Raw genomic sequence first — 22,695 nt, 5'->3', positions numbered from 1 at the left:
TTAATTTCTCGACTGTCGAGAAAAAAATCTCGACAGCTTTCGCGGTGGCCGGAGGAAGCATGGGCTGGGCCGGTCGCAACTCACTCGGGAGGACAATTTATGAAGTCTATTTTGAAACTCATGGCAGGGGCTGCCATTCTCGTTTCCGTGCATACCGCCGCCATGGCTGCTGATCTCGTCGTCGGCGTTTCCTGGTCGAATTTCCAGGAGGAGCGCTGGAAGACCGACGAAGCCGCCATCAAGAAGGCTCTGGAAGCCAAGGGCGCCAAGTATATTTCCGCTGACGCGCAGTCCTCTGCCGCCAAGCAGCTGACCGACGTCGAATCGCTGATCTCGCAGGGCGCCAACGCGCTGATCATTCTCGCCCAGGACTCCGACGCTATCGGCCCGGCGATCGAAAAGGCCGCTGCCGAAGGCATTCCGGTCGTCGGCTACGACCGCCTGATCGAAAACCCGGCTGCCTTCTACATCACGTTTGATAACAAGGAAGTCGGCCGCCTGCAGGCTGAGGGCGTCTTTAAGGCCAAGCCGGAAGGCAACTACGTCTTCATCAAGGGCTCTTCTTCCGACCCGAACGCCGACTTCCTGTTCTCGGGCCAGCAGGAAGTGCTGAAGGCTGCGATCGACGCCGGCAAGATCAAGAATGTCGGCGAAGCCTATACCGACGGCTGGCTGCCGGAGAATGCTCAGCGCAACATGGAGCAGTTCCTGACCGCCAACAACAACAAGGTTGACGCCGTCGTCGCCTCCAACGACGGCACGGCCGGCGGCGCGATCGCAGCGCTCGACGCCCAGGGCCTCGCCGGCTCCGTTCCGGTTTCCGGCCAGGACGGCGACAAGGCGGCGCTGAACCGCATCGCGCTCGGCACGCAGACGGTTTCCGTCTGGAAGGACAGCCGCGAACTCGGCAAGCGCGCCGCTGAAATCGCTCTCGACCTCGCCGGCGGCAAGGACATGAGCAAGATCGACGGCGCCCAGGCCTTCAAGGGCGGACCGAAGGGCGTGGAAATGCAGTCGGTCTTCCTGAAGCCGCTTGCGATCACCAAGGACAATCTGAACGTCGTCATCGACGCCGGCTGGATTTCCAAGGCTGAAGCCTGCCAGGGCGTCAAGGCCGGCACGGTTGCCGCCTGCAAGTAAGCCAGCTTTGAACTAGAATGACCGGCGCCGCAGCGAAGACCGCTGCGGCGCCGGATGCGGACGGGAATTCCCAGACGAAGTTTTCTCCGCCTCGCCACACCATCGCAGACTTGCATTCCCTGCCGGAAGAGCGTCGCGACGCCACGCGACCGGCTTCCGGAAGCATCGCGGTGGTCAGTTGAAGACAGACGAATGACGCCTTTGGCCAAGCTCCAGCACGCAGGCGCCCGTCTAAACAAGAATGGGGGAACGGCAAACCCATGGCCGACATGCTAAAATCAACGACTTCAAGCGGGCCGCGAACGGCGGAAGCCAATCCGGTGACCCGCTTCTTCCGCGCGACCGAGATCGACACCCGCCTGCTCGGCATGATCGGCGCGCTCGTCATCATCTGGATCGGTTTCCACATCATCACCGGCGGCCTGTTCCTGACCCCGCGCAATCTCTGGAACCTCTCGGTCCAGACGACCGACATCGCGATCATGACGACGGGCATGGTGCTGATCATCGTCACCCGCAACATCGACCTTTCCGTCGGTTCCGTGCTCGGCCTCTGCGGCATGATCATGGGCGTGACGCAGGCGAAGATCCTGCCGGAATATATCGGCTTCGACAGCCCCTTCACCTGGGTGATCACGCTGCTGATCGGCATCATCGCCGGCGGCCTGATCGGCACCTTTCAGGGCATGATCATCGCCTTCCTCAACGTTCCCTCCTTCATCGTCACCCTCGGCGGCCTGCTCGTCTGGCGCGGCGCGACCTGGCTCGTCACCAGCGGCCAGACGGTTGCCCCCATGGACCAGACCTTCCGCATCATGGGCGGGGGCGCGGAGGGCTCGATCGGCGCCACCTGGAGCTGGGTCGTCGGCATCGCCGCCTGCCTCTTCGTCATCGCCAGCATCATCGGCTCGCGCCATCAGCGCCGCCGCTTCGGCTTTCCGCGCCGGCCGATCTGGGCGGAATATTTCCTGGCGACCTTGAGCTGCGTGCTGATCCTCGGCGCCGTCTCGATCGCCAACAGCTATTACTGGCCCGTTAACATCGCCAAGAAATATGCCGAGACCAACAATATCCCCTGGCCGGAAACCGGCCTCGACATTCCCTACGGCATCGCCGTGCCGGTGCTGATCGCCATCGTCGTCGGCATCATCATGACCTTCATCGCCACCCGCCTGCGCTTCGGCCGCTATGTCTTCGCGATCGGCGGCAACCCGGAAGCGGCCGAACTCGCCGGCATCAAGACACGTTGGGTGACGGTGCGCATCTTCGCGCTGATGGGCGTGCTCGCAGCCATTGCGGCGGCGATTTCCACCGCCCGCCTCAATGCGGCGACGAACTCGCAAGGCACGCTCGACGAGCTCTACACCATCGCCGCCGCCGTGATCGGCGGGACGTCGCTCGCAGGCGGCACCGGCACCATCGCCGGCGCCATGCTCGGTGCGCTCGTCATGCAGTCTCTGCAATCCGGCATGGTGCTGGCGCATGTCGACACGCCGCTGCAGAGCGTCGTCGTCGGCACCGTCCTTGTCGTGGCGGTCTGGCTCGACACCGTCTACCGCGCCCGTGCCAAGTGAGAGGAGCTCCAGATATGGCTGATCAACGCACTCCCCTCGTGGAACTGAAAAACATCTCGATCTCCTTCGGCGGCATCCACGCCGTGGACAACGCCTCGGTCGATCTCTACCCCGGCGAAGTGGTGGCCCTGCTCGGCCACAACGGCGCCGGAAAATCGACGCTGATCAAGATTCTCTCCGGCGCCTACAAGCGCGATGGCGGCGAGATCCTGATCAATGGCGAGCCGGCCGAGATCCGCAATCCGCGCGATGCCAAGAAATACGGCATCGAGACGATCTACCAGACGCTTGCCGTGGCCGATAATGTCGACGCCGCCGCCAACCTCTATCTCGGCCGCGAGCTGAAGACCCGCTGGGGCACGCTCGACGACGTGGCGATGGAAGCCTCGGCCCGCCAGGTGATGGGGCGGTTGAACCCCAACTTCAAGCGCTTCAAGGAGCCGGTGAAGGCGCTTTCGGGCGGCCAGCGGCAATCGGTGGCGATCGCCCGCGCCATCCTCTTCAACGCCCGCATCCTGATCATGGACGAGCCGACGGCGGCCCTCGGCCCCCAGGAGACGGCGCAGGTGGGCGAGCTGATCAAGCAGCTGAAGAAAGAAGGCATCGGCATCTTCCTCATCAGCCACGACATCCACGACGTCTTCGACCTCGCCGACCGCGTCTCGGTGATGAAGAACGGCCAGGTGGTGGGCCACGCCCGCACCGAGGATGTGACCAAGGACGAGGTGCTCGGCATGATCATCCTCGGCAAGGTGCCCCCAAAAGCCATCCCCGGCCCCGGCGCCATGCAGATCTGACGCCACCAGCGCCCTGCCCTGGATAACCAAGCTCCGCCGCTCGCAAGACCGGCGGAGTTTTTTATGTGGCATTCCCCAGGCTGACGGATAAAAACGCCCGTCAAATCGCAAGCATCGGTATTTCCGAGAATTTCGCGATTGAAGCCGGCCGCAAGCTAGGCTAAGAACCACCCATCGGACAGGCGATTCAAACCGCCTCAGGCATGCACCCGTAGCTCAGCTGGATAGAGTGTTGGATTCCGATTCCAAAGGTCACAGGTTCGAATCCTGTCGGGTGCGCCATTTCCATAGGTCTAACCTACTGTTCTTCAGAACAAATCCTCGCGGGGAATTTGTCGTTCCCTCGTTCTTTCCCCCAATGGCGATAGGAAGTCTTTAGACGTCAATGGACGACGCCTAGCAGCGCCTTCAAGTTTTTTATCCATCCTCGGTGAAATTACTGTCGACTTCATCCCCGTTTGGCTCGGTGTCGCCGCCGTCCTCGTCGTTTTCGTCGTCGAGCTCGGTATCGCAGATCTCCGGCGACAAGGGCGCGCATGATGTCGTCATTCGATGTGGTCATTTCTCGTCTTTCGGGGGAAGGCCATGCCATGTTTGCCGCAGGGTGTGGGAACGCTTGCCGCGTACCCTAAACAGCCCAAGTCTTTAGTGAGCTTGCTACAAAGCTACCCAGATCGGTGTATTGCAGTTCGTTGGGATGGTATCATGGGCAGATCGTTTGTCGTGGCAATGGTCCGCAGCGCCTGGCGGAATTGCTGCTGCAGGGAGTCGGCGATGACGTCGATGCGCGACGGGTTGCCGGTCATCAGCAATACGTCGGCGCCTCCTCCTTGGCCGCGTTGATGATGGACTGCATCTGCGTGGGATAGGTGGTGTTATAGGATGACGGCGATAACAGCGCGTTGTTGATCGTCAGGTCGATGATGACCAGATCCGCGTCGGCGCAATAGGTGGTGGCGGCACTAAGGGCGGTCCATGGATTTGTCGTTCCTATCCAGTCGGAAATCTGGGAGACGCAGTTACCGAGGTTCCAGATGTCGAAGGCTTTTGCCGTATCATCCCATGCCCTGACGCCCACCACGAAGGCGTTTCCGGCTACCCTTCTGAAGGCGGTTTGCCATTCAAATCCCCTGAGAGTCTCTGTTGAACGAGAACCGCGCCACGAGGGCTGCGGCGTCGATGATGCCGGTAAGCGCCGACATCCCGAGCCCGACATAGAAGCCCTTCGCCACCCATTCCGCAGCGAAGAACAGATAGACGGGCTCGACAGCTATGATGAAGAGCAGAAAGGCAAGCAGGCGCACCGACCAGGCGCGTTTAAGCACCTCGCGCCAGTTATGGACGAGCATGGGGAGTTCTCCGATTTTAGTGTGAAAATGCCGCCCGGAGGCGGCTTGGCGTTTTAGCGTGGCGGCGCATCAAATGATGTCATGGAGGTGCGGTAGCCAAGACTCGACATCTTCGCCCTTCGCCATATCTCCTCAACACCATCAAGGAGGGAAATATGTTTCGAGCACTAGCCGTTTCGCTAGCTGTCAGTGCCACAGCTATCCTGTGCCAGCCCGTTTTTGCAGCTGACATGATCGAGGGCTATCGCCCTCCACCGGCTACGCGCCATGTCGTTTACCACCCCAAAAAGGCATATGTCAGGAAGACCTTTTACGAGTGCGGTGAGCTATTGGTGGAGTACCGCCCGCCGTATCGTCCTCACACGGAGATTGTTAACGTCTGCCATCCACGCAAGTATGCCCTTACCCGATACTGACGGGCGATATGTTTCAGGAAGGTAGAAGCCAAAGAGCAGCGGAATGTTGCGCTTGACGGTGAAGGCAGAAGCAGTGTCCTCAACGCCGTCCAGATCGGCGTTCAGCGTCGAGAACCAGCGCCAGCGGCCGGGAAGAACTGGGCCGTGCTTCATCGACCAGGCCGCCAGGAATGACGACAGGAGATAAGCCAGCCCCACCAGCGCCAGATTTACCGGCAGATAGGCGATGTAGCGGAGAATTGGCTTGCTCATGGCCTCACCCCTACGTTAAGCCCGCGCTCAAAACCGAAAGTGTTCATTCCAAAACACGCGGAAGGCCTCCTTCCTCGTTTTTTTGTGGAGTTAAAATTGCTGAAGGCCGAAGCACGTATGGCAGTTCTCCTCGCCGTCGGCATCGGGGGCGCTTTTTTGATAGCCATTCGATACGGTATACACGCCGGCTATTTGACCCCTGACCGTTAGAGAGAAGCCGCTGCCGAGAAGAACCCGTCGATCTGCTGCGACGTGAACCCCATAGCTTGTTCGTCAAAAATAGTCGCCTCCTTGGAAGCCGCAGTGATGGCAGTTGAACTGGACGCCCTGGCTGTCGATGCGAACCCAGAGACAAGGCTCCCGTTTGTTGCGCCTCGATGCTGAGCACTTCGGGCAAGTCGTTTTCTGATTTCCGGCTACGATCCGCTCGTTATTTTCAATATCGGCGAACAGCGGCCGCAGTCGGCGTTAGCACGGTGTTAGCGTAAATCACCTACCATAGCGACACTATTCGAAACACGGTTTGTCCGTTGCAACAGGGACAAATGGACGGTGGCGATCCCGGAAACGCCACGGCCTACGGAGATTACATGAAACCGGTTCTAGCCAGCCTGATATTGTCGTCTGCCATGCTGCTATCCAGCGCGTCGGGATTTGCCGCTTCCGGCGGATGGCAGTCGGATGGGCAAGGCACGAGATATTGGCATGTCACCCCGCCGCCCGGGCAATGCAATATAAGTCAGGCGAAAAACCGTGCGCTTCGGGCCGGCATCTATCGCAGCGAGATCATACAGCAGGATGAGAATATCATCGTGCTCAGAGGCCTGGATGAATCGGGCGACCGGCGAACGATCGGTTTCGGCAACATCAGGGGATGCCCTGAGTTGGAAGGCTATGAGGAAAGCCCGAACTTCTGAGGGTATTGTTTAAAGCCGACCATCGCCGTAACTGGCTCCGGCAATTGAATTGCATGCGCACCGGACGACGCGACCGGTCGGCCAGGGCCTCAAGCCCGTCCAGATGTCCGCGAATCCTTGGAAAACGATCTCCCGAAAACAGTGCGACGCCTGCTCCAGAAACACGCCATTTACCTCCCGGCGGGGATTGGAAGTGTGAATTCACCCTCAATTTCGTTGACGTTATTCGTGATCGCCAAGGCTTTCAATCCCCACAATTCCCCGCGCCGCGCCGGAGGTATACCGTCGCGGCACTTCTTGAAAACAGGCGGCGACCGCCACGCTTTTCAAGTAAGAGACTCCATCGCCGCTGGCGCGGGTCGACCGGGAAAACAAATGAGCCCCCTGAATGCTGATTTACAACAGCACATAAAATAACGACTGAAATCGACCCCGCCCGCAAATCTTTTATCGGGCCGTACTGTTCTCCCTCCGAGATCTCTGTGTTAGGCAGCCCCAAAAGCGCCAATCTTGCGCATGACCAAGTACGCTCTCGATATGAAGGCCGCGGGCATTGAAGGCTTACAGACCAGAGATTGATGGCCTCAGGGCCATATCGGTGATCGCGGTTATACTTTATCACGCCGAGTTCACGGTGGCTGGCCACACGCTGCTTTCGGGTGGGTATATCGGCGTCGATGTATTTTTTGTGATCAGCGGCTTCCTGATTTCCCAGATTTTGCTGACGGAGATCGAAGCGACGGGGCGTATCGATTTCCTTAAATTCTATGCCCGGCGTGCGCGCCGAATTCTGCCTGCGTTGTTCGCAGTCATTTTCGCGACGATGCCTTTCGCCTATTACTTTTTATTGCCGTTGGAACTCACGGACTACGCCAACTCCGTAGGTTCTTCGCTCCTGTTTGGATCGAATATCTATTTTTATTTTACTGCGGCCCAGTACGGAGAGCCCAGCACCCTTCTCAAGCCTTTTCTGCACACCTGGTCGTTGAGCGTCGAAGAGCAGTTTTATATCGCCTTTCCGATCTTGTTGCTGATCGTGCGCCGATACTTGAAATCGAACTTTTTGCCATGCGTGTTGGTGGCGGCAGCCCTCAGCTTCGTGTTCTGTTTCGTCACGGTACGGCACGATCCGCAGCAGGCCTTCTATTCGCCGCTCACCCGGGCCTGGGAACTGCTGGCCGGAACACTGCTCGCCTATTACGAGCTCAGGCGTGGACGGCCTCGCCCCCAGCCGTTGCTCGCGGCGGCCGGGCTTATCCTCGTTTTTGGTTCACTCATCTTGTTTGGAAAGGATACGGTTCACCCTGGCCGGGTCACTGTGATCCCCGTCGTCGGGACCTGCCTTGTGCTCGCATTCGCCAGCCGTGAGAACGCAGCCGGGCGCCTGCTGGCTTCTCGGCCCGCGGCGCTCACCGGGTTGGTGTCCTACTCCTTGTATTTGTGGCATTATCCGGTCTTCGCCTTCTGGCGGCTGACAAGTTTGGATTTCGGCAATGGCGACAAGTTTCTCGCCATCGCAGTGACGGTGCTGGTCTCAGTCGTCAGCTTTGTCGTCATTGAAAAGCCGCTTCGCCACACCAGGAGAAGCCGCGCTCTCTGGATCACCCTGAGCTCATCCGTTGCAGCCATCGCAGCTGCTGTCCTTTCAGCAATCACGATGGCCGGTTTTCCTCATAGGCTGGATGAAGTCTATTCACCTGTCGCGCAGGCGAACGAAGCACGGCTCGAAAGCACTTTTCTAAGCTTGAACGACAACATTCAAGCTGAGAAGCCCGTTATCTTCATCATTGGGGACTCGCACGCCAGAAATTGGTCGATTGCGCTGAAAAATTACGTCGATACCGATCGGTATCAAGTCGTGGCGCTCAGCTATTTGAACTGCATGGTGGAGATCAAGAACGATAGTGTGAAGGCCCCGTCGCGCGCCAGCATTTACGACAAATACTGCATTCCCTTTGAAAAATATATCAACGACAAATCATTGCTCAGCCGAACGAAAGCGATCTTCCTCACGAGCCTTCGGCCTTTCGAATACACCGTCAACCCGTTCAGGTTCGAGCTTATTTCCTGGATGAAAAGCCACTCGGATAATGCGCGCGTTTTCGTGTTCGGAAATTATTTCCAGCTTGACGAATTGCACTCGTGCCTGGGGCTGATGTTTCAGAGAAAATCCGATGCCTCTATCTGCCTGCGATCGGCGAGCTATCCGCCGGCCAACCAGCCTTTAGAGCAACTGCCCTTTTTCCCCTCCGGTCTTCCGTTCACCTACGTGGATATCGTCAAGCTTCACTGCGATTACGACAAGGAGAAATGCCTCACCAGCAGCAGGGGTGTTCCATTCATCACAGACTGGAACCATATGACAGCCGAATTTCTGACGACGTTGATTTCCGACATTCTGGAAAAGAAAACCGCTGACCTGCGGAGCGACGGTCTCCTCGATTTCCTGGTACCGCCGCACGCGGGGCAGGCCGAACGAACGGCAAGTTCTGAGCCGAACGCTGGTCCCGCCTCTTCCGCTTCTCCATCAAATTAGGCGGTCATACGCCGGAAACGACGGCTCCCATCGTCTCAATGCGTTGTTCTGATCGCGCATTAACTGGAAACAGACGATGAGCGCGTTCCACTCCCCATTTCAATGGCAGAGGTCGCTGAACTCGATCGAGCGGCGTACATTCGGGTGATCTCCGATCCGATAGTGGTCCGTTCCTTTCCGGCTTTAAAGCCGCAGCGGCATCGGGCACCACCGGCCGAATGCTCCGACGGATGCTTTATTAGACATCACTGAAACATGCGGCAAAGTCGTGTATAATGTCTGGGGAGAATTCATGTCGGGGGACTGAGACATGGAGCGCAGATTATCTGCAATTCTAGCCGCCGATGTGGTCGGATACTCCGCCCTTATGGAACAAGACGAAGCGGGCACATTTGACCGTCTTCGAGCGCGCCGCACCGAACTTTTTGAACCCGAGATTGCGCAGCATCATGGGCGCATCTTCAAGCTCATGGGCGACGGCCTCCTCGCGGAATTCGGCAGCGTGGTCGACGCCGTGGAATGTGCCGTGTCTCTGCAGCGCGGGATGACCGAGCGCAACGCCTCTGTTCCTGAGGAGGACAGGTTCGATGTCCGCATTGGTATCAACATCGGCGAAGTGATCGTGGACGGCGACGACCGCTATGGCGAAGGCGTCAACGTCGCGGCCAGGCTGGAGCAACTCGCGCCACCGGCCGGGATCTGCGTTTCCGGCAAGGTGGCGAAGGAGGTCGAGAACAAACTTGCATTTACCTTCGATTCCATCGGGCGGCAGAAGGTCAAGAACATCGAGGAGCTTGTCGATGTCTACCAGGTGCGTATCGACGCCGCGCCACGCCGACGCATTCGTCACAAGCGCAGGATCGGCCGACGATGGTGGGCCATTGGAGCCGCGGCAACCATCGTCGCCTTGGTGGCCGTATGGATGGCGTTACAGAACCCGCTGACCACGACCTCTCCTGCAGGCCCTCGCACGATTCCTTCTGTCGCCGTATTGCCCTTCGCTGATCTCAGTGCCGACAAGAGCCTGGGGTACATGGGAGAAGGGCTGGCGAACGACGTCATCGCGATCCTCTCGCGCTTTTCTGACATTGCGGTCGTCTCGCGAACTTCGTCGTTTGCGTACGAGGGTAAGCAAGGCGACATCCGCCAGATCGGCAAGGAACTTGGCGTCGGCTATGTTGTCGAGGGCAGCGTACGCAAGGAAGGCGATAGAGTGCGCATCGTTGCACAGCTCATCAACACCAAAACCGGAGACCATGTCTGGGCGGACCGCTTCGACAAAACGGGAGCTGACCCATGGGCGCTTCAGGATGAGTTGACCGGCAAGATCGTGGGGGCGATGACGGGCGAATTCGGAGCCATTCGCAAAGCGGACTACAGTCTGGCCTGGGGTAAGGATAGCACCAATCTCGCTGAATACGATTACTACTTGCGGGCGGAAAGCCAGTTGAACCTCTACACGAAGGAAGGTCTCGAACGATCAGGTGAGATTTCACGACAGGGGCTGCAGGCATTCCCTGGCTCCCCTCTTTTGACCGTCGAATTGGGATGGTCTCACTGGCTGAACGCTGCGCTGCTCTACAGTCCGGACCCGCAGGATGATCTTCGGGAGGCGGAGCGACTGGTCAATCAGGCCCTCGCAGACAAGAATCTAAGCCCGCAAGTAGCAAGACTGGCAAACTGGCTCAACGCTTGGCTCCTGACCCTTAGAAGGGACCATGATGGCGCTGTTGCGGCAATGAACAAGGCCATCGCGGCCGCACCCTATAATGCGTTCACGCTTACCGACGCAGGAAGTATCTTTCTACAAGCCGGTCAACCCGAAAAGGCGCTGGAGCTGACCGACGCTGCGGCCGCGCGGGACCCTGCCCTATCTTGGTTTTTCAACTATGTGCGAGGTTTTATCTACATCGTGCTTGGCAAAAATGAGGACGCAGTTGAGGTTCTGAAGACAACAGATTTCGCCGACGCACCATTGCAACTGGCCATCGCCTATGTGCGTCTTGGACGCGAGGCAGACGCCCGAGCTGCCGTCGAGAAGATGCTCAAGTCAGCTCCGACTGCGACCATCCAGTCGTGGCGGCAGACCTGGAACTTCCGAGATCCTTCCATTATGGATCGCGCCGCAGCAGATCTCGCGCGCGCCGGCCTTCCGCCGCAATAGGCTGTCGATGGTATTCAGACTTCAGGAACATGGATCTTGCATCCTCAATTTGCTGGGCTCGCGCATCCGTCTGTTAGCAATTTGTTGACCATAAGCTGGCTTTACTGAGCCGGATGGATGCGGCATTTCCCGCCCGTCGTCGAGTGTTTGGTGTGAGACGGGTTTGTTCGTGTTGAAGTATTCACTGCAAGGTTTGTCGGGCGGAGCCTTGGGCGGAATTGCCACTCTGCTCTCACGTGCAAAACGCTTTGCAGCGCAGACCATTCTGCCGGGCTTGTTTGCGCTGCCGGCACTTGCCGGTTCTGCATCCCTTGCCTCGGCGGAAGATCGGGCGCTGAAGCTTTTCTTCACCCACACGGGCGAGAGGGCCACGATCACCTACAAGCGGGATGGAAAGTTCGATTCCAGGGGCCTTGCCCAAATCAACCGGTTTCTGCGCGACTGGCGCAGGAATGAGCCGACCCGGATGGATCCGCGGCTGCTCGACCTGGTCTGGGAGGTGTATAAGAAGAGCGGCGGCAAGGATTATATCCACGTCGTCTCCGCCTATCGTTCCCCTGCCACCAACAACATGCTGCGCAACCGTTCGCGCAGCACTGGCGTCGCCAAAAAGAGCCAGCACATGCTGGGCAAGGCGATGGATTTCTACGTTCCTGGCGTGAAGCTTGCGACGCTGCGTGCCATTGCCATGCAGATGCAGGTCGGCGGTGTCGGCTATTATCCGACCTCGGGTTCCCCCTTCGTGCATCTCGACGTCGGCAATGTCCGGGCGTGGCCCCGCATGTCCCGGCAGGAACTCGCGCGCATATTCCCGAACGGGAAAACGATGCATCTTCCGGCCGATGGGCGGCCGCTGCCGGGATATAATCAGGCGGTTGCGAACTACAGGAAACGCGTCAGCTCCACCTCGATCGAGATCGCCAGCACCGCCGGAGAAGACGAAGACGCGGGAGCCTCCACCACGCCAAGCGGCGGCGCCACAGACAGCAAGCTGGTAACCGCGCTGCTGCCGACGCCGAAAAGCCGGGCCTTGAACGCGCTGGCGCAGCAGACCGGCACGGTCGAGCGAGATGACAAAGGCTCCGCTCCCGATCTTTCATCTCTCCCGATTCCGATACCGGCGATGCGCCCCCTCGCCCTGGCGCAGGACGCGGGCGCGGACGACAGGCTGGTGACTGCCTCGATCGGCCCGATTGCAGCACTTCCGGAGAGACGCCTGCCCGCATTGCCGGCTCACGCGCGTTTCCATCCCGTCGTTGCTGCACAGCAGACCTCCAGGCAGGGCGCCGACATGATCGCCTCCCTGCCGATGACCGCTTCCTGGGAAGAAGCAGATTTCCTTGGATCGACGTCAGAAGCGGCGCTGATGCAATGGGCGCTGCATTCTCCCGGCGCGGCGATCGGATTGAGCGCGCCTCGCCTTTCCCCACGCACGGTCCATCGCGAGGCGAATGTCGCGGCTTCAGACGAGAACACCGTTCCGGTCGCCGCCACAGGTCCGTTCGACGCCAGCCGGTTTTCGTCGCTCCCGGAGGGTTGACCACCGAAAAACGATAGATGCATAGGGGCCAGAAGTCGTTTCTAAGCTTGCGTCAGAGAATTGCTCCGGTGCTGTGGGTACAATGGCGCAGAGCTAATGGCGACACTGAAATAGCAGAGATGCTCTTCTCTCCGTTCCCGATCGGATCGACAGAGCGATTAGAATATCAACGCAAGGTTTTAAATATATCATCACTCGCTCAGCGCTTCTGAGCCGCATCAACAAGATCATAAGTCGTAGGAACTTCTTCAATGCCGGTGAGTTAAGAGTGTGGATGTGATCGTCGCTCAGTCGACTTCGCATTTGTCCTTTCCAACTCTTCACAGCCCCGCAATCCAGCGGGGCTTTTTTTGCTGAAGTACTTTGCTCTGTACGGCATCGTACGGAAACTCTTGCGGCCCGCCGGCGTTTCTTGCTTCGGATCGCGCAGAGGGAGCCTCTCCTGTCTCCGCGCGCACCCCTATGCTCTGCGCGATCCACACTACCTCGAGACTTTTCTGAGATCCGATTGCGAACAGCGGCAAGGCAACGCGTAAATCGATGATCGCCGGCGGCGCCAGCATTTCGTGCGGCCCGAACGGCATTGTGCACATGCCACCGGCTCATCTCACTGTCTCAGTGAACAACCGCGATCACCCGTATTCCGGCTTCCTCCGCGGCGCGAATGAGGGCGGCGCGCGCCATATCGGGCGAAATATTGCCTTGGATCGCGTCAAGGCAGGTCTTTACAGCCGCTATATAGTCCCGGCCGTCATCCGTCGGCCAGGCGGCGACAAGCGCGCCTGCGACCTCACCGAGCGACCGGACCAGCCTGTGTTTTTCCTGACCGCCCATCACAAGCATCAGAGGCGCGAAGTCTTCGCTTGTGTGCCAGTCTACAATTCCGACCGTCTGTATTGCCATTCGTTCCTTCACCTCACAAGAAGCCTTCCCCATCCGCTGAAACGCAGGCGCCGGGTTCGGCAGGTTGGCGCTTCGGCAGGAGGTCTCGACGGTGTTTCGCGACAGACCAAAACCTTCCTGAGATGTCCCTTCAATCGGACGGGAAGCATCTAAGGCAGGTGATGCAGGGGAAAAGCCGGACCTAAGTCGGACTGGAAGGGCGGCGGCGGCTGTTCATATAACAGAGTCATGTAACCTGTAGGTCCGTGGAGGGGCGGAACGGGAGGAGGAGATGAAGTTCGGCCCCGATAACAACAACCACGAAGAGCGCTTTTCGCAAGGCCACAGTTCGGCAGCAACCGTCGCCACAATCGAAGCAGCCCTTTCCGCTGATCCCGACATCGACAGCAGCGCTATCGAGGTCAGGATGCTCGGTCCTGTCGTGCTGCTTGAAGGCTATATTACCAAGCCCGCCGACCGCGACAAAGCCATCGCGCTTGCGGCGATGATCGTCGGTGAGGAGAATGTCCACGACCGGATGCTGAGCCGTTTCTCCACGCAGTAGCGAGGGGTGGGCGGCTGGGACCAAGGTCGGCTAAGCCCCGGCCTCAAGTCCTAACTCCGGAACCGTTCCTCCATTATCCGGTTGGTACGCCAGCGGAACCAACCGCATAAAAGGAGGAAAATTGATGAATATCAAAGCAGTAGGAATTGCCGCTGGTCTCCTGTTGGCATCGACGTCTGCCTTTGCGCAGCAGTCGACGGTCACAGGTGCGGTCGGTGGCGCCGCGACGGGTGCGATCGTCGGCGGCCCGGTAGGTGCTGCTGTCGGCGGCATCGTCGGCGGCGTCGCAGGCAGCGTCATCGATCCGCCGCCGCCAAAGGTGGTGACCTATGTCGAGCAGGCTCCCGCCCCGGCTGAACGCGTCGTGGTGAAGGAGAAGGTCGTCGTCGGGCAGCCCCTGCCGGAGACGGTCGCCGTGACGCCAATGCCCGACGATCCGAAATATGCCTATGCGATCGTCAACGATCAGCGTGTGATCGTCGAACCTTCCTCGCGGACGGTCATCCAGGCCATCAAGTGACAGACGGGCGGCAAAGCCGCCATTCCAACAATCAGGGCGCGCATGTCACGCATGAGAATGCGGGCGGCACCGCCTGTTCGAACTTCGGAGAATGATCATGAAAAGCAACCATCTCACCATGCTTCTGGCAGCGCTGTCGCTCGGCGTATCGCCGCTTGCGACACTGCCGGCCGCGGCCCAGCAGGACAGCACAAAGAGCAGCGGCCAGACCCAGTCCGGTTCTCAGAGCACGGATTCCGGTTCGCAATCCGGGGCCGGCAAGACCGACTGCACCCCCGATGCTTCCGGGGGCTGCCCGCAGGGCAAGGGCCAGACGACGCAGCAGAAGTCCGGCCAGGGCTCCGACATGAAAAAGAGCGCTGAACAGCCTTCCAACGACAACGGTTCGACGAGCGGAAGCACCTCGGGCAAGGCTTCGACGGAAACCAAGCCCGCATCGCCGGACGCCAGCGGCGCCACCACCACCGAACAGAAGCCCGCCGCCAAATCCGGCACGACCGATACCAGCGGCTCGGCCACCACAGGCACAAAAGGCAGCACTACGCAGAGCGGCGACGCGACCAAGCAGTCGACTGATCAGAATGCGACGACGACAAACAAGAGCTCGTCGGAAACCAACGTCAACAACAACACGACGACGAACAAGCAGACTTCGAACACCACCAACGTCAACATCTCGGTCGAACAGCAGACTGAAATTCGTTCGGTGGTGAAGGAGGTCCATGTCGCACCGGTGAAGGAAGTGGACTTCACGGTCTCCGTCGGGGTGAAAATCCCGAAGAAGGTGCGGCTCGAACCATTGCCGCAGCGCATCGTCAAGATCGTTCCGCAGTATGAAGGCTATCGCTTCTTCATCCTTGCGGATGGCCGGATCGTCATCGTCGATCCCGATGCGCTGACGATCGTCTATATCATTGAGGCCTAAGGCCTGACACGCAGGTTCCGGCGGCGTCTTTTTCGCCGCCGGGCGGCCCACCGACACCCTCCATCCAATACGCACATTGAGTGACTGGCCTTCCTTCCGGCTTGAGCGTCTACTCTATCGCTCTGGCGGAGGAAGCAGACCATGGCCATGTATCTCACACGCTTCAGCTATACGCCCGAAACCTGGGCGCGCATGATCGAAAAGCCTGAGGATCGCCGCGAGGCGGCACGCAGCTACATCGAATCCGTAGGCGGCAAACTCCATGGGTTCTGGTATGCCTTTGGCGAGCATGACGGATGGAATTTGTGGGAGGCGCCCGACAACGTATCGATGGCGGCCGTCACGCTTGCGATCGGCGCCGGCGGCGCGCTCAGCTCGATCGAGACCACCGTGCTGCTCGAAGTCGAGGACACGATCCAGGCCCTGGAAAGAGCGAAGTCGATCCGATACCGCCCGCCGGCAGCCTAGGTTGCGGTAGCATCAAAGCGCGCCGAGGCCTTTCGGATCCGCTCGCGCTTCAGTTCATTGTTTACGCATGCTGCTGTCGAAGAACCGCAGCCTATTCGCTCTGCCGGAAATTCCGGATCCGATCGAACAGCACCGCCAGCACGATCGCGCCGCCGATAAAAGTCCCCTGCCAGAAGGCGTTGATGCCGAGCAGACCGAGGCTGTTGCGGATCACTTCGATCAGAGCCGCACCGACCAGGGCGCCGAAGGCGGTGCCGACGCCGCCGGCGAGATTGGCGCCGCCAATGACGGCGGCGGCGATGACCTGCAGTTCCATGCCGGCCCCGATATTGGTGGTGACGGCGCCGAGCCAGCCGGTCTGGACGATGCCGGCAATGCCGGCCGACAGCGCCGAGATCATGTAGACGGCGACCTTGATGCGACGCACCGGAACGCCGGTCAGTGTCGCGGCGTGTTCATTGCCGCCGATGGCGAAGATATAGCGGCCGAACCGCGTCCAGCGCAGCACGAAGCCGGTCAGAAGCGCCAGAATGATCATGTAGAGGACAGGATTGGCGATGCCGAGAAACCAGGCGCCGCCGCCGAGCGCCAGGAGCTTGTCGTGATCGGGACCGAACTGGAAAACGACGGTGTTGTTGGAGGCGACCATGGCGAGGCTGCGCGCCACCGACAGCATGCCAAGCGTCACCACGAAGGGCGGGAAATCGAGATAGGCGATCATGACGCCATTGAAAGCGCCGACGACAAGTGCCGTGCCGATTGCGGCCGCTATGCCGATTTCGATGCCGTAACCGGCATGCATGGTGACAGCCAGCACCATGCTGCAGAGGCAGAGCACCGAGCCGACGGAGAGGTCGATGCCGCCGGTGATGATGACCAGCGTCATGCCGAGCGCGATGATGGCGACGAAGGTGACGTTGCGGGTGATGTTGTAAAGGTTCTTCGCCGTCGCAAAGGAATCCGTGGCAAAGGACAGGAAGAGGCAGGCGAGGATGACGGCGATCAGCACCCAGAAGGTCTGACTGCCGACGAACTCCGATAGCCGGCTTCGCTCTCTCTGCGCAATCGTCTGATCGAGGGTAACTGCCATTGCTGACCTTCTTTTCTGCCCAGTTCCACGCCGCTCAAACCTGTTCGATGGCGCCTGTTATGAGACCCGTCACTTCCTCCGGCGAGCTCGCCGCAATCGATTTGTCGGCGACTTTCCGGCCGCGGCGCATGACGATCACCCGATCGGCGACGGTAAAGACGTCGGGCATGCGGTGACTGATCAGCACGACCGCGATCCCGCGATCACGCAGCTCGCGGATCAGGTTCAAGACCTCCGCCACCTGGCGGACCGAAATCGCAGCGGTTGGCTCGTCCATCAGCACGATCTTCGCTTCCGACAGCATGGTGCGGCCGATCGCCACCGCCTGCCGCTGGCCGCCCGACATCTGCTTGACGAGGTCACGCGGGCGGGTTTCCGATTTCAGCTCCTTGAAGATCTCGCCGGCGCGCCTGTACATCGTCTTGTAATCGAGCACGCGGAACGGACCGATGCCGCGGCGGAGCTCCCGGCCGAGGAAGACATTGGCGGCGGCCGTCAGATTGTTGCAGAGCGCCAGATCCTGATGGACGATCTCGATGCCATGCTGGCGCGCCTCGACCGGCCGGTGCATGACGATCTCCTTGCCGTCGAGCCGCATCGTGCCCTCGCTCGGCCGAAAGTTGCCGGCGATCATCTTGACCAGCGTGCTCTTTCCCGCGCCGTTGTCGCCCATCAGACCGACGACCTGGCCGGCTTCGAGCGTAAACGACACATCGTTCACCGCCTGGATGGCGCCGAAATGCTTAGAAATATTGGTGAGCTCGAGAACCGCTACCAGCCGACCACCCTCCCCTGATGCCGCAGACCTGCCGTCCCGACCTGCTGGCCGCCAGACGCCTCGATCTCGCTTTGCCGATCTCCTCCCAGAAAGCGATTATGCTCATTTATGCAAAAGCCTGAAGAATGGTCAATCAATTGTCCGCGCCAAGCGCCTGCCAAAGCAAAAATCTACTTCGCCGCGCAAATACAGATTGACGCCGGAAACGGGTAGATATTAGCTGTTGCTGGGAGAGAGAGCATGCTGATCCTTGTCACCGGGGCTACGGGCAAGGTCGGGCGGCGCTTCATAACTGAGCTGCTTGACGAGCCAAGATTTTCCAAAGCGCGCATCCGCGCGCTGTGTCACAATCGTGTGCTTGAAGAAACCGATCGTATCGAGGTCATCAAAGGCTCGATCGCCGACAGCGCCGTCGTGACAGCGGCAATGGCGGATGTCACCCATGTGCTGCATCTCGCCACCTGCAAGGAGACGCCCGACGATGTGATGGATGTTACCGTCAAGGGCCTGTTCTGGCTGCTCGAGGCCTTCCGCACCAGCCCGACGGCGAAGCAGTTCATCCTCATCGGCGGCGATGCCGGCATCGGCCATTTCTTCTATCGTCACGACGGGCCGGTGACCGAAAAGACGCCGCATCGCGCCTATCCCGGCTGCTACGCGCTCTCCAAGGTGCTGGAAGAGGTGATGCTCGAGCAGTTCGCCATCCAATATGGCATCAACAGCTGCTGCCTGCGGGCGCCCTGGATCATGGAGAAGGACGATTTCAGATATACGCTCTCCTTCGGCGACGATGTCTTCGGCGGGCCGGACTGGAAGAGCCTGGTGCCGCCGGCCGATGCGGCGCGTTACGCGCGCGACGGCACTGTGCCGCTGCTGCGCGATGCCGACGGGCGGCCGCTGAAGCGCAATTTCGTCCATGTCGACGATCTCGTCTCAGCGATTCTGGCGGCGATCGACAATCCGCGCGCCGTGGGGCAGCTTTTCAACATCGCGATGGATCGGCCGGTCGATTACGGCGAGGTCGCCGCCTATCTCGCCCGCACGCGCGGGCTCGGCTCCATCGACATTCCGAGCGAATATCACTCGAACTGGATGGACAACAGCAAGGCCAGATATCTGCTGGACTGGAAGCCGGTCTACGATCTGGAAAAGCTGATCAATTCGGCTTGGGACTACCAGCGTTCGAAGGAGGAGCCTCGGGTCGTCTGGTATCCAGGTTGATAACGCGGCGGGTGCAGAAGCGCCCGTCCTTTTTAATGGGAGGAAGCTATGAGGAAGGCATTATTGCTTACAGCTGCAGTCCTGGCGTTGACGGCCGGTCAGGCCCTTGCCGCCAAGAAGCAGCTGGTCATTGTCGTCAAGGGCCTCGACAACCCGTTCTTCGAAGCGATCAACCAGGGTTGCCAGAAGTGGAACAAGGAAAACGCTTCGGCCGAATATGAATGCTTCTATACCGGCCCGGCATCGACCTCGGATGAAGCCGGCGAGGCGCAGATTGTCCAGGACATGCTCGGCAAGGCCGATACGGCGGCAATCGCCATTTCGCCCTCCAACGCCAAGCTGATCGCCCAGACGCTGAAGACCGCCAATCCGAGCGTGCCCGTCATGACCCTTGATGCCGATCTTGCCGCGGAAGATTCCGCGCTGCGCAAGACCTATCTCGGCACCGACAACTATCTGATGGGGGCGCGGATCGGCGAATACATCAAGAAGGCCAAGCCGAAGGGCGGCAAGATCTGCACCATCGAAGGCAATCCCGGCGCCGACAACATCCTGCGCCGCGCCCAGGGCATGCGTGACACGTTGAGCGGCAAGAAGGGACTCGACGCCCTTAAGGGTGAAGGTGGCTGGACCGAGGTGGCGGGCTGCCCGGTCTTTACCAATGACGACGGCGCCAAGGGCGTGCAGGCGATGACCGACATCCTCGCCGCCAATCCCGACCTCGACGCCTTCGGTATCATGGGCGGCTGGCCGCTGTTCGGCGCTCCGCAGCCCTATCGCGACCTGTTCAAGCCGATGGCCGACAAGATCGCCAAGAACGAGTTCGTCATCGGCGCCGCCGACACCATCGGCGACGAAGTGGCGATCGCCAAGGAGGGCCTGGTAACCGCGCTCGTCGGCCAGCGGCCTTTCGAAATGGGCTACAAGGCGCCGACTGTGATGATGGACCTGATCTCGGGCAAGAAGGTCGATGATCCGGTCTTTACCGGGCTGGACGAGTGCACCAAGGATACGGTCGACACCTGCATCCAGAAATGACGCCGCGTTCGGAGCGCCCATTCCGGTGGGCGCTCCCCTGGACTACCTTTCGATCTCCGAAAAGATCCAGTCGGAAAAAGCGCGCATGGCCGCCGTGACCGGCCGCGACTGCAGGCGCGTCAGCCAATAGCTTCCGAGCGAGATGGCGGTGGCGAAAGGCTGCACGATCGCGCCCGAGCAGAGGTGCCTTGAAAACATCGAGGGCGGGGCGAGCGCCACGCCAAGCCCCTGGAGGGCCGCCTCCATCATGCCGACGGAGGAATCGAAGACGATGCCGGCATTGACCTGGGCGGCCGGCTGGATGCCCGCGGCCTGAAACCAGGTGCTCCACTCATCCGTGCGGTAGCTGCGAAGCAGCGTCGCTCCGGCAAGGTCTGCCGGTGATCGGATATCATCGGCCAGTTTCGGGGTGCAAAGAGGCGAAAGCGGCGCTTCGAACAGGCGCTGCGCCTCAGTGCCGTGCCATGAGCCGCTGCCGAAGCGGATGGCGAAATCGAGCCCTTCCGCCGCCGGATCGACGCGGTTGTTGTTGGTGGAAATGCGCAGATCGATGAAGGGATGCCGGCGCTGGAAGTCCGCAAGCCGCGGCAGGAGCCAGCCGACGGCGAAGGTTCCGACGACACCGAGGAACATGAGTTCGCGCACCTGCCCGGCCTCAATCCTGTCGAGCGTCGTCGCCATCTGGTCGAAGGAGGCGGTGACCGTCGGCAGCAGCGCTTCGCCTTCCGCGGTGATCTTCAAGCCGCGGGGAAGGCGCTGGAACAGCGCCACCCCCAACCGCTTCTCCAGGCCCTTGACCTGCTGGCTGACGGCCGCCTGGGTGACGCAGAGCTCGATTGCAGCGCGGGTGAAGCTCAGATGCCGCGCGGAGGCTTCGAAAGCCCTGAGGCCGTTCAGGGGAAGGAATTGCCGAACCATGTGAGCCCTAGAAATTCTTGTGGCTGTTGCGAGATATCATCGTTTGCGGTCATAAAACAGGGCAGCTAATCCCCTCCTCGGCGCATTTTTTGCGCTGCATCGACCTGGCGATTTGGAGATGATTGATATGAAGAATGTGGGGATGGGAATTTTATCGGCCGCTTCGATCTCGGCATTCACTTGCGCAAGCGGCTTTGCCGCCGATGCCGCGAAAGTGAGGGCGATCGCCGACGCTGCGATCAAGCCGGTCATGGAGAAGAACGCCATCCCGGGCATTGCCGTCGGCATCACCGTCGATGGAGAGCAACACGTCTTCACTTATGGCGTCGAATCGAAGGAGACCGGCCGGCCGGTGGCGCCGACGACGCTGTTCGAACTCGGATCGATCAGCAAGACTTTCACTGCGACGCTGGCATCTTACGCTGACGCGAAGGGCGGGTTTTCGCTTGACCGCAAGGTGAGTACATATCTGCCGGCGATGAAGGGCAAGCCGTTCGGCGATGTCGTGCTTATCAATCTCGCTACCCATGCCGCCGGCGGATTTCCGCTGCAGCTGCCCGAAGACGTCAAGACCGAAAAGCAGCTGCTTTCCTATTTCGCCGCCTGGCAGCCCTCTTATGCGGCGGGGACGCAGAGAAGTTACGCCAATCCGAGCATCGGCATGCTCGGCTATATCACCGCGAAGGCCATGGGCGGCGATTTCGCCGCCCTTATGGAAGGCAAGCTGTTCGCCGCTCTCGGATTAGAGAGCACTTATATCAATGTGCCGAAATCGCGGCTGGCCGATTATGCTCAAGGTTATAAGCGCAATGGCGAGCCGGGGCGGCTGACGCCGGCCCTGCTCTCCTCGGAAGCCTATGGCGTGAGATCGACGGCCGGCGACATGATCCGCTTCGTCGGCGCCAATATGGGCCTGGTCAAGCTCGACGGAACACTGCAGCAAGCGATTACCAGTACCCATACCGGATATTTCAACGTCGGGAAGATGACCCAGGATCTGATCTGGGAGCAATACGCCTATCCCGCCACGCTGGCGAGCCTGCTCGAAGGCAATTCGCCCGCGATGCTGAAGACCATTCCGGTTTCTGAACTGCGGCCGCCGATGAAGCCGCGTGACGACGTCTGGATCAACAAGACCGGCTCGACCAACGGGTTCGGCGCCTATGTCGCCTTCATTCCGCAGGAGCGCCTTGGAATCGCAATTCTGGCTAATAAAAACTATCCCAACGAGGATCGGATTGCCGCGGCCTATCGAATATTGACCGCACTTACGGCCGACTGATCGGAAATGGGCGCAATCGGCCTGACGAACGCCAAAGCGGCTGTTCACCCGTCGGACCCTTGAAGCACACGGAGGGCAACGCTCTGAATCAACGTGCTCGTCTCGAGTCCGACTTTAGCCCGATGCGCGACCGCGCCCTTGTGATAGACCCTTGGCGACCGGACATGCTGTGGCCGAGCCGGCTGCGGCGCATGTCCAACGACCGCAATCTCGCCCCCAGTACACAGGGCGCCGCTACTACCGGGAGTAATGCAAATTAATAATTAAGATTAATGCGCGAGTATTTCCTAGAATTTCTTGAAGCAATTGCCAGTCCTCATAGG

At 59.9% G+C, this 22,695-nt stretch carries 21 protein-coding genes, 1 tRNA gene and 1 pseudogene; 15 read left to right on the top strand and 8 right to left on the bottom strand.

Going from position 1 to position 22,695, the window contains the following annotated elements; genetic code table 11:
* Positions 1-99: 99 nt before the first annotated feature.
* From xylF to PH551_RS26180, 4 genes are all read left to right on the top strand, one after another.
* Positions 100-1,140, top strand: a complete 1,041-nt coding sequence (gene xylF / locus PH551_RS26195) for a D-xylose ABC transporter substrate-binding protein (protein WP_003581351.1) — start codon at positions 100-102, stop codon at positions 1,138-1,140.
* Between the two features lie 260 nt (positions 1,141-1,400).
* Positions 1,401-2,714, top strand: a complete 1,314-nt coding sequence (locus tag PH551_RS26190; RefSeq protein WP_085779056.1) for a sugar ABC transporter permease — start codon at positions 1,401-1,403, stop codon at positions 2,712-2,714.
* A gap of 14 nt (positions 2,715-2,728) precedes the next feature.
* Entirely contained in the window at positions 2,729-3,511 is a 783-nt protein-coding gene (locus PH551_RS26185) for an ATP-binding cassette domain-containing protein (RefSeq protein ID WP_088393066.1), read from the top strand.
* A 205-nt stretch (positions 3,512-3,716) separates the two neighbouring features.
* Positions 3,717-3,793: transfer RNA gene (locus tag PH551_RS26180), tRNA-Arg, on the top strand.
* Between the two features lie 135 nt (positions 3,794-3,928).
* Here PH551_RS26180 and PH551_RS26175 read toward each other — a convergent pair.
* The 4 genes and pseudogenes from PH551_RS26175 to PH551_RS26160 form a co-directional block, all read right to left on the bottom strand.
* Positions 3,929-4,060, bottom strand: a complete 132-nt coding sequence (locus tag PH551_RS26175) for a hypothetical protein (protein ID WP_285195616.1) — start codon at positions 4,058-4,060, stop codon at positions 3,929-3,931.
* Positions 4,061-4,316: 256 nt separating this feature from the next.
* Complete coding sequence (locus PH551_RS26170; RefSeq protein ID WP_285195615.1) at positions 4,317-4,592, bottom strand: hypothetical protein; 276 nt, start codon at positions 4,590-4,592, stop codon at positions 4,317-4,319.
* A gap of 14 nt (positions 4,593-4,606) precedes the next feature.
* Positions 4,607-4,860: pseudogene (locus tag PH551_RS26165) on the bottom strand (DUF7940 domain-containing protein).
* Between the two features lie 326 nt (positions 4,861-5,186).
* The gene (locus PH551_RS26160) at positions 5,187-5,528 is read right to left on the bottom strand and encodes a DUF7338 family protein (protein ID WP_285195614.1); all 342 of its coding nucleotides are present in this window, start codon (positions 5,526-5,528) and stop codon (positions 5,187-5,189) included.
* A 590-nt stretch (positions 5,529-6,118) separates the two neighbouring features.
* Between PH551_RS26160 and PH551_RS26155 the strand changes: the two genes are divergently transcribed.
* The 4 genes from PH551_RS26155 to PH551_RS26140 all read left to right on the top strand — a co-directional run bounded on the left by PH551_RS26155 (position 6,119) and on the right by PH551_RS26140 (position 12,685).
* Positions 6,119-6,445, top strand: coding sequence for a hypothetical protein (locus PH551_RS26155; RefSeq protein ID WP_285195613.1), 327 nt, complete (start codon positions 6,119-6,121; stop codon positions 6,443-6,445).
* Between the two features lie 553 nt (positions 6,446-6,998).
* Positions 6,999-8,981: an acyltransferase family protein gene (locus tag PH551_RS26150; RefSeq protein ID WP_285195612.1), complete on the top strand. Its 1,983-nt coding sequence runs from the start codon at positions 6,999-7,001 to the stop codon at positions 8,979-8,981.
* Between the two features lie 310 nt (positions 8,982-9,291).
* The gene (locus PH551_RS26145; protein ID WP_285195611.1) at positions 9,292-11,145 is read left to right on the top strand and encodes an adenylate/guanylate cyclase domain-containing protein; all 1,854 of its coding nucleotides are present in this window, start codon (positions 9,292-9,294) and stop codon (positions 11,143-11,145) included.
* 169 nt (positions 11,146-11,314) lie between these two features.
* Complete coding sequence (locus PH551_RS26140; protein WP_285195610.1) at positions 11,315-12,685, top strand: peptidoglycan L,D-endopeptidase MepK; 1,371 nt, start codon at positions 11,315-11,317, stop codon at positions 12,683-12,685.
* Between the two features lie 615 nt (positions 12,686-13,300).
* Here PH551_RS26140 and PH551_RS26135 read toward each other — a convergent pair.
* Positions 13,301-13,582, bottom strand: a complete 282-nt coding sequence (locus PH551_RS26135; protein ID WP_285195670.1) for a DUF982 domain-containing protein — start codon at positions 13,580-13,582, stop codon at positions 13,301-13,303.
* Between the two features lie 277 nt (positions 13,583-13,859).
* Here PH551_RS26135 and PH551_RS26130 point away from each other — a divergent pair, with 277 nt between their 5' ends.
* From PH551_RS26130 to PH551_RS26115, 4 genes are all read left to right on the top strand, one after another.
* Complete coding sequence (locus PH551_RS26130; RefSeq protein WP_085779081.1) at positions 13,860-14,132, top strand: BON domain-containing protein; 273 nt, start codon at positions 13,860-13,862, stop codon at positions 14,130-14,132.
* 124 nt (positions 14,133-14,256) lie between these two features.
* Complete coding sequence (locus PH551_RS26125) at positions 14,257-14,652, top strand: DUF1236 domain-containing protein (RefSeq protein WP_285195609.1); 396 nt, start codon at positions 14,257-14,259, stop codon at positions 14,650-14,652.
* A 97-nt stretch (positions 14,653-14,749) separates the two neighbouring features.
* Complete coding sequence (locus tag PH551_RS26120) at positions 14,750-15,577, top strand: DUF1236 domain-containing protein (RefSeq protein ID WP_285195608.1); 828 nt, start codon at positions 14,750-14,752, stop codon at positions 15,575-15,577.
* A gap of 141 nt (positions 15,578-15,718) precedes the next feature.
* Positions 15,719-16,045, top strand: coding sequence for a GYD domain-containing protein (locus PH551_RS26115; RefSeq protein ID WP_085779083.1), 327 nt, complete (start codon positions 15,719-15,721; stop codon positions 16,043-16,045).
* A 91-nt stretch (positions 16,046-16,136) separates the two neighbouring features.
* Here PH551_RS26115 and PH551_RS26110 read toward each other — a convergent pair whose 3' ends face one another.
* On the bottom strand, positions 16,137-17,135 hold the full coding sequence (locus PH551_RS26110; protein WP_085779084.1) for an ABC transporter permease: 999 nt from the start codon (positions 17,133-17,135) through the stop codon (positions 16,137-16,139).
* 34 nt (positions 17,136-17,169) lie between these two features.
* Positions 17,170-17,847 carry an ATP-binding cassette domain-containing protein gene (locus PH551_RS26105; RefSeq protein ID WP_245362101.1) on the bottom strand — a complete coding sequence of 226 codons (678 nt, stop codon included), beginning with the start codon at positions 17,845-17,847 and terminating at the stop codon, positions 17,170-17,172.
* A 306-nt stretch (positions 17,848-18,153) separates the two neighbouring features.
* On the opposite strand from PH551_RS26105, the gene PH551_RS26100 reads away from it, so the two are divergent.
* Both PH551_RS26100 and PH551_RS26095 read left to right on the top strand, forming a co-directional pair.
* Positions 18,154-19,134: an NAD-dependent epimerase/dehydratase family protein gene (locus PH551_RS26100; RefSeq protein WP_285195607.1), complete on the top strand. Its 981-nt coding sequence runs from the start codon at positions 18,154-18,156 to the stop codon at positions 19,132-19,134.
* Between the two features lie 48 nt (positions 19,135-19,182).
* Positions 19,183-20,172, top strand: a complete 990-nt coding sequence (locus PH551_RS26095; protein WP_085779087.1) for a sugar-binding protein — start codon at positions 19,183-19,185, stop codon at positions 20,170-20,172.
* A 42-nt stretch (positions 20,173-20,214) separates the two neighbouring features.
* Here the strand turns inward: PH551_RS26095 and PH551_RS26090 are convergent, their stop codons facing one another.
* Positions 20,215-21,090, bottom strand: coding sequence for a LysR family transcriptional regulator (locus tag PH551_RS26090; protein ID WP_285195606.1), 876 nt, complete (start codon positions 21,088-21,090; stop codon positions 20,215-20,217).
* A 127-nt stretch (positions 21,091-21,217) separates the two neighbouring features.
* On the opposite strand from PH551_RS26090, the gene ampC reads away from it, so the two are divergent.
* Entirely contained in the window at positions 21,218-22,372 is a 1,155-nt protein-coding gene (gene ampC, locus PH551_RS26085) for a class C beta-lactamase (RefSeq protein WP_285195605.1), read from the top strand.
* The last annotated feature ends 323 nt before the right edge of the window (positions 22,373-22,695 follow it).

Source organism: Rhizobium atlanticum (assembly GCF_030182485.1).
In the GTDB taxonomy this organism is placed as follows: Bacteria; Pseudomonadota; Alphaproteobacteria; order Rhizobiales; family Rhizobiaceae; genus Rhizobium.
The sequence above is the reverse complement of the archived record's forward strand: the minus strand, read 5'-3'. Positions and strand labels throughout refer to the sequence as shown.